This is a genomic window from Pseudomonas sp., assembly GCF_030696055.1.
In the GTDB taxonomy this organism is placed as follows: domain Bacteria; phylum Pseudomonadota; class Gammaproteobacteria; order Pseudomonadales; family Pseudomonadaceae; genus Aquipseudomonas.
In genome coordinates, this window is the sequence record NZ_JAUYNP010000064.1 from 1 (window position 1) to 7,058 (window position 7,058).

The 7,058-nt window shown below is 63.8% G+C and carries 5 protein-coding genes; 2 read left to right on the top strand and 3 right to left on the bottom strand.

Annotated features, from left to right (window positions below):
* Window positions 1–36: 36 nt before the first annotated feature.
* Together Q8Q83_RS03890 and Q8Q83_RS03895 are read left to right on the top strand one after the other, a co-directional pair.
* Window positions 37–327, top strand: a complete 291-nt coding sequence (locus Q8Q83_RS03890) for a cytochrome c (protein WP_305621293.1) — start codon at window positions 37–39, stop codon at window positions 325–327.
* A 182-nt stretch (window positions 328–509) separates the two neighbouring features.
* Complete coding sequence (locus tag Q8Q83_RS03895; protein WP_305621295.1) at window positions 510–779, top strand: hypothetical protein; 270 nt, start codon at window positions 510–512, stop codon at window positions 777–779.
* Here Q8Q83_RS03895 and hemE read toward each other — a convergent pair.
* The 3 genes from hemE to gltB form a co-directional block, all read right to left on the bottom strand.
* Window positions 776–1,840 carry a uroporphyrinogen decarboxylase gene (gene hemE / locus Q8Q83_RS03900; protein ID WP_305621297.1) on the bottom strand — a complete coding sequence of 355 codons (1,065 nt, stop codon included), beginning with the start codon at window positions 1,838–1,840 and terminating at the stop codon, window positions 776–778. The two genes, Q8Q83_RS03895 and hemE, sit on opposite strands and share 4 nt — an antisense overlap.
* Window positions 1,841–2,023: 183 nt before the next feature.
* Window positions 2,024–3,442 (bottom strand): FAD-dependent oxidoreductase, encoded by a 1,419-nt coding sequence (locus tag Q8Q83_RS03905; RefSeq protein ID WP_305621299.1) that lies wholly within the window; start codon window positions 3,440–3,442, stop codon window positions 2,024–2,026.
* 112 nt (window positions 3,443–3,554) lie between these two features.
* Window positions 3,555–7,058: glutamate synthase large subunit (gltB, locus tag Q8Q83_RS03910; protein ID WP_305621301.1), on the bottom strand; the 3,504-nt coding region annotated here is incomplete at its 5' end.

Sequence of the window (7,058 nt, forward strand, 5' to 3'; positions counted from 1 at the left end):
ACCTGGCCCTCGCCCTGCTGGCCGCACTCGGCCTAGGTGCCGGCCAGCGCGGCCAGCGCGGCCAGCGCGGCTAACGATGGCGCACAGCTGTATGGCCAGTACTGTGCCAAGTGCCATGCGGAAGACGGCCGCGCCAACAACCTGCGCGGCTGGCTGTACTTCGCGCAGAACCTGAGCCAGGCCAAGTGGCAGGATAGGGTCAGTGACGCCGAGATCCTCGAGACCATCCAGCAAGGCCCAGGCGCAATGCCGGCCTTCGCCGAGAAACTCGATAAGGCTGAGCAGCAGGCCCTGCTGCGAACCGTGCGCGAACTGCGCCAGCCCTGACGCTTTGCCGCACACCTCAACGGCGCCCGCCCCGCGCGCGGGCGCCGCCTGCTATGCCTCTAGCCCCCCAGCGCGTTGCCGACCAACGGCCGCGGCGGACCTGTCCTGCCGGCCCTACCGGACTATGCTGGAAGCTGTACCCCACGCCCCTGCAGCGCGGGGCCTAATGCCGAGGTACCGCCATGCCCAGTTTCCAGATCGACTACTGCTTCCGGAATCAACCCAGAAGCAAAGTTATAGAAGCGGACGGCGAGCAATTCCCGCCGGATCGCGCGGCCCACTACCTGATCGAGCTGCACTATTCGGATGCCGAAAACAGCCTGCTGATGCCGGCCCCCAATGCCAGTGCCGAGCAGTTACAGGAGCAGGCCGAGTTGCTCGGCATCAGCGCCATTCACGTGCACAAGCTGGCCCGCTCAGCGCAGGCCAACGGCACGCCGACCCACTGCTAGTGGTATTGCGCGGACAGCTCGTGCACCGCCTCGAAGAAGGCGCCGGCATGGGCCGGGTCGACTTCCGGGGTGATGCCGTGACCCAGGTTGAACACCTGGCCTGAGCCCTGGCCATAGCTGGCCAGGATGCGCGCCACCTCGGCGCGGATCGCCGCCGGCTTGGCGTACAGCACGCTCGGGTCCATATTGCCCTGCAGGGCCACCTTGCTGCCGACGCGGGCGCGGGCGCTGCCGATATCGCAGGTCCAGTCCAGGCCCAGGGCTTCGGCGCCAGTCTCGGCCATGGACTCCAGCCACAGGCCGCCACCCTTGGTGAACAGGATCACCGGCACGCGGCGGCCGTCGTGTTCGCGGATCAGGCCGTCGACAATCTTGCGCATATAGGCCAGGGAGAACTCCTGGTAGGCCGCCGCGGACAGCGAACCACCCCAGGAATCGAAGATCTGCACCGCCTGGGCGCCGGCCTTGATCTGCCCGTTGAGGTAGTGGGTGACCGACTGCGCCAGCTTGTCGAGCAGAGCATGCATGGCCTGCGGGTTGTCGTAGAGCATGGCCTTGGACTTGCGGAAGTCCTTGCTGGAGCCGCCTTCGACCATATAGGTGGCCAGGGTCCAGGGGCTGCCGGAGAAGCCGATCAGCGGCACACGGCCATTCAGCTCGCGGCGGATAGTGCGCACGGCATCCATCACATAGCCCAGGTCTTTTTCCGGATCGGGGATCGGCAGCGCCTCGATATCGGCCAGGCTGCTGATCACCTTGTTGAAGCGCGGACCTTCGCCGGTCTCGAAATACAGGCCCTGGCCCATGGCGTCGGGAATGGTCAGGATGTCGGAGAAGAGGATCGCCGCGTCCAGCTGCGGGTAACGGTCCAGCGGCTGGATGGTGACTTCGCAGGCCAGCTCGGGGTTCTTCATCAGATTGACGAAGTTACCGGCGCGGGCCCTAGTGGCGCGGTATTCCGGCAGGTAACGACCGGCCTGGCGCATCATCCACACCGGGGTGACGTCGACGGGCTGCTTGAGCAGGGCACGCAGGAAACGGTCGTTCTTCAGGGCAGTCATAACAATTCCCGAGACATAAGAAGGCAGCAAAAAAGTGCGGGCATTTTCGCAGAGCGCAAAACAAAAGGCACGGCGAGTGCCGTGCCTTTTATCTGGCGCGCTAGGCGCGCAGCTGCAAGAGTTAAGCGGCAAGCTCCAAGCAAAGCGCTTTTACTTGCAGCTTATGGCTTGCAGCTTGCGCCGTCAGACGCCCAAATAATCCAGGATGCCTTCGGCGGCGTTACGGCCCTCGAAGATAGCCGTCACCACCAGGTCGGAACCGCGCACCATATCGCCACCGGCGAAGATCTTCGGGTTGCTGGTCTGGTGCTTGAACTGGCTCTGCTCCGGCGCCACCACACGGCCCTGGTTGTCGATGCTGATCTCGTGCAACTCGAACCAGTCCGCCGGACTTGGGCGGAAACCGAAGGCGATCAGCACGGCTTCGGCCGGGATGATTTCCTCGGAACCCGGAATCGGCTCGGGGCTGCGACGGCCACGGGCATCCGGCGCGCCGAGACGGGTCTCGACCACCTTCACGCCTTCGACCTTGTCTTCACCGACTATGGCGATGGGCTGGCGGTTAAACAGGAACTTCACGCCTTCTTCCTTGGCGTTCTTCACTTCCTTGCGCGAGCCCGGCATGTTCTCTTCGTCGCGGCGGTAGGCGCAGGTGACCGACTTGGCGCCCTGACGGATCGAGGTGCGGTTGCAATCCATGGCGGTGTCGCCGCCACCGAGCACGACGATGCGCTTGCCCTTCATGTCGATAAAGTCTTCCGCGTTCTTCTCGAAACCGAGGTTGCGGTTGACGTTGGCGATCAGGAAATCCAGCGCGTCGGTGACACCCGGCAGATCCTCACCGGGGAAGCCGCCCTTCATATAGGTGTAGGTGCCCATGCCCATAAATACGGCATCGTATTCGGCGAGCAGGGTTTCCATGCTGATGTCTTTGCCGATTTCGGTGTTCAGGCGGAACTCCACGCCCATGCCGCCGAAGACTTCGCGGCGATTGCTCAGCACGCTCTTCTCCAGCTTGAACTCGGGGATGCCGAAGGTCAGCAGGCCGCCGATTTCCGGGTTCTTGTCGAACACCACCGGGGTCACGCCGTTGCGCACCAGTACGTCGGCACAGCCCAGGCCTGCCGGGCCGGCACCTATCACCGCAACGCGCTTGCCGGTCGGCACCACCCGCGACATATCCGGACGCCAGCCCATGGCAAACGCCGTGTCGGTGATGTACTTCTCCACCGAACCTATGGTCACCGCGCCGAAGCCGTCGTTGAGGGTGCAGGCACCCTCGCACAGACGGTCCTGCGGGCACACCCGGCCGCAGACTTCCGGCAAGGTGTTGGTCTGGTGCGACAGTTCGGCGGCGGCGAGAATATTGCCCTCAGACACCAGCTTCAGCCAGTTGGGAATGAAGTTGTGCACCGGGCACTTCCATTCGCAATAGGGGTTGCCGCAGCCCAGGCAGCGATGCGCCTGGTCCGCGGCCTGCGCCGGCTTGAAGTTGTCGTAGATCTCGACGAACTCTTTCTTACGCTGACGCAACAGTTTCTTCTTCGGGTCTTTGCGCCCGACTTCGATGAACTGGAAGTCGTTATTCAGACGTTCAGTCATTGCAAAACCTCATAACGGCAGCGGCAAGCTATAAGCTGGAAGCTGCAAGACGATCACGGTAGCAGGCAAGCTCGCGCGCTTAGGGCTTGAGGCTTGCCGCTGCAGCTCTGTTCTATTGCGGGTTGGCACGGGTGCTGGAGAGCAACGACTTCAGGCTTGCCGCCTTCGGTTTGACCAGCCAGAACTTGCGCAGGTAGTCGTCGAGGTTTTCCAACAGGTTGCTGCCCCACTCGCTGGCGGTTTCCGCCACATATTCGGTCAGCACGCCGCGCAGGTGGCTGCGATAGGCTTCCATGGCTTCGTTGTTGATCCGCTGGATTTCCACCAACTCGTGGTTGACCCGGTCGTAGAAGCTGTTATCCAGGTCGAGCACGTAGGCGAAACCGCCGGTCATACCCGAGCCGAAGTTGTAGCCGGTCTTGCCCAGCACGCAGACGAAGCCGCCAGTCATATATTCGCAGCAGTGGTCACCGGTGCCTTCCACCACTGTATGCGCACCGGAGTTACGCACGGCGAAACGCTCGCCGGCGGTACCGGCGGCGAACAGCTTACCGCCCGTGGCGCCGTACAAGCAGGTGTTGCCGATAATGGCCGACTCCTGGGTCTTGAACGGGCTGCCTTTCGGCGGGGTGATCACCAGCTTGCCACCGGTCATGCCCTTGCCCACGTAGTCGTTGGCATCGCCTTCCAGGTACAGATTCAGGCCGCCGGCGTTCCACACGCCGAAGCTCTGCCCGGCAGTGCCCTTGAAGCGGAAGGTGACCGGCGCCTTGGCCATACCCTGGTTGCCATGCTTGCGAGCGATTTCGCCGGAGACGCGAGCACCGATGGAACGGTCGCAGTTGCAGATATCCAGCTCGAACTCGGCACCGCTGGCGGCAGCGATGGCCGGCTTGGCCAGCTCGACCATCTTCTCGGCCAGCAGGCCCAGGTCGAACGGCGGGTTCTTCTCCACCTGGCAGAACTGCGGCTTGTCGGCCGGAATATGATCGCTGCCGAGCAGCGGAGTCAGGTCCAGATGGCCCTGCTTGGTGGTTTCACCCGGCAGCATTTCCAGCAGATCGGTACGCCCGATCAGCTCTTCCAGGCTGCGTACACCCAGCTTGGCCAGCCACTCGCGGGTCTCCTCGGCGACGTAGGTGAAGAAGTTCATCACCATCTCGACTGTGCCGATAAAGTGATCCTTGCGCAGCTTGTCGTTCTGCGTCGCCACGCCGGTGGCGCAGTTGTTCAGGTGACAGATGCGCAAGTACTTGCAGCCCAGGGCGATCATCGGAGCGGTGCCGAAGCCGAAGCTTTCGGCGCCGAGGATGGCCGCCTTGATCACGTCGAGGCCGGTCTTCAGGCCGCCGTCGGTCTGTACCCGCACCTTGCCGCGCAGGTCGTTGCCGCGCAGGGTCTGGTGGGTTTCCGCCAGGCCCAGCTCCCAGGGCGCGCCGGCGTACTTGATCGAGGTCAGCGGCGAAGCGCCGGTGCCACCGTCGTAGCCGGAGATGGTGATCAGGTCGGCATAGGCCTTGGCCACACCGGCGGCGATGGTGCCGACACCGGCTTCCGCCACCAGCTTGACCGAAACCAACGCCTGCGGGTTGACCTGCTTGAGGTCATAGATCAGCTGCGCCAGGTCTTCGATGGAGTAGATGTCGTGGTGCGGCGGTGGCGAGATCAGGGTCACGCCCGGTACCGCATAACGCAGGCGGGCGATCAAGCCGTTGACCTTGCCGCCTGGCAGCTGGCCGCCTTCGCCGGGCTTGGCGCCCTGGGCGACCTTGATCTGCAGCACTTCGGCGTTGACCAGGTACTCCGGGGTGACCCCGAAGCGGCCGGTGGCCACCTGCTTGATCTTCGAGCTGCGCACCGTGCCGTAGCGGGCGGGGTCTTCGCCGCCCTCACCGGAGTTGGAGCGCGCGCCCAGACGGTTCATCGCCTCGGCGATGGCCTCGTGGGCTTCCGGCGACAGGGCACCGAGGGAAATACCGGCGGAGTCGAAGCGCTTGAGAATAGCCTCCATCGGCTCGACCTGGTCCAGGGCCAGCGGCTGCTCGGCCAGCTTCAGCTTGAGCAGGTCGCGCAGCATGGATACCGGACGGGTATCCACCAGGGTGGTGTATTCCTTGAACTTCTCGTAGCTGCCCTGCTGCACGGCGGCCTGCAGGGTGTTGACCACATCCGGGTTGTAGGCGTGGTACTCGCCGCCATAGACGAACTTGAGCAAGCCGCCCTGCTGGATCGACTTACGCGCGTTCCAGGCTTCGGCCGCCAGCAGTTTCTGCTCGGCTTCGATATCGACGAAACGCGCACCCTTGATGCGGCTGGCCACGCCACGGAAGCACAACTCGGTGACGTCATCGGCCAGGCCGACGGCTTCGAACAGCTGAGCACCGCGGTAGGAGGCGACGGTGGAGATGCCCATCTTCGACAGGATCTTCAGCAGGCCCTTGGAGATGCCTTTGCGGTAGTGCTTGAACACTTCATACAGATCGCCCAGCACTTCGCCGGTACGGATCAGGTCGCCCAGCACTTCGTAGGCGAGGAAGGGGTAGACCGCCGAGGCACCGAAGCCCAGCAGCACCGCATAGTGGTGCGGGTCGCGGGCGGTGGCGGTTTCCACCAGGATGTTGCAATCGCAACGCAGACCGGTCTCGGTCAGGCGGTGGTGGATGGCACCGGTCACCAGGGAGGCGTGCGCCGGCAGTTTGCCCGGGGCGATATGCCGATCGGACAGCACCAGCAGCACCTTACCGGCGCGTACGGCTTCTTCGGCCTGGTCGGCCATATTGCGCACGGCCGCTTCCAGACCGAGCGACTCGTCGTAGTTCATGTCGATCAGCTGGCGCTCGAAGCCTGGGCGATCCAGGTTCATCAGGGCGCGCCACTTGGCCGGCGAGATCACCGGGCTGCTGAGGATCACGCGTGCGGCATGCTCCGGCGACTCGGTGAAGATATTGCGCTCGGCACCGAGGCAGATCTCCAGCGACATGACGATGGCTTCACGCAGCGGGTCGATCGGCGGGTTGGTGACCTGGGCGAACTGCTGGCGGAAATAATCGTAAGGCGAACGCACGCGCTGCGACAGCACCGCCATCGGCGTGTCGTCGCCCATGGAGCCCACGGCTTCCTGGCCCTGCTCGCCGAGCGGACGCAGCACCTGGTCACGCTCCTCGAAGGTGACCTGGTACATCTTCATGTACTGCTTGAGCTGGTCCGGGTCGTAGAACGCCGAACCGTGGTCGCTGTCTTCCATGGTCGCCTGAATGCGCGTGGCACTCTTGCGCATCCACTGCTTGTAGGGATGACGCGACTTCAGACGATTGTCGATATCGTCACTGCCGAGGATCTGCCCGGTTTCGGTGTCGACGGCGAGAATCTGCCCCGGGCCGACACGGCCCTTGGCCAGTACGTCTTTGGGTGCGTAGTTCCACACGCCGATTTCCGAGGCCAGGGTGATATAGCCATTCTTGGTGGTGACCCAACGAGCCGGACGCAGGCCGTTGCGGTCGAGCAGGCACACGGCATAGCGGCCGTCGGTCAGCACCACGCCGGCCGGACCATCCCATGGCTCCATATGCATGGATTTGTATTCGTAGAACGCGCGCAGGTCGGCGTCCATGGTCTC

Coding starts and splice junctions, on each gene's coding strand:
- Q8Q83_RS03895 (WP_305621295.1), top strand. CDS start 510: ATGCCCAGTTTCCAGATCGACTACTGCTTCCGGAATCAACCCAGAAGC.
- hemE (WP_305621297.1), bottom strand. CDS start 1,840: ATGACTGCCCTGAAGAACGACCGTTTCCTGCGTGCCCTGCTCAAGCAG.
- Q8Q83_RS03905 (WP_305621299.1), bottom strand. CDS start 3,442: ATGACTGAACGTCTGAATAACGACTTCCAGTTCATCGAAGTCGGGCGC.